Source organism: Lactobacillus sp. A27 (assembly GCF_016742815.1).
Classification (GTDB): domain Bacteria; phylum Bacillota; class Bacilli; order Lactobacillales; family Lactobacillaceae; genus Lactobacillus; species Lactobacillus gallinarum.
On record NZ_JAEHNT010000118.1, the window covers coordinates 1 to 202 of the forward strand.

The following is a 202-nucleotide window of genomic DNA, read 5'->3' on the forward strand; positions in this document are numbered from 1 at the left end:
TTGTCATCATCGACATAAACTACATTAACAGACTGATCGTTAGCACTGTATGTTACGACTACCATTTGATCATGGCCCTTGATAAAGTCCGCATCCTTTACTGTCTCAGTCTGTTCATCGACCTTGGTAAGATCTGGAGTGTAGCCAGCTATTTGAGGACTAGTAACAGACTTCCACGTCAAGCTTTGAGTATAATCTGGAT

General features: G+C 41.6%; 1 protein-coding gene. It reads right to left on the reverse strand.

Features of this window, described 5'->3' with window-relative positions; all coding sequences use genetic code 11:
• A partial coding sequence (locus JEM49_RS10055; protein ID WP_201874882.1) for a mucin-binding protein occupies positions 1-202 on the reverse strand: 202 nt, incomplete at both ends.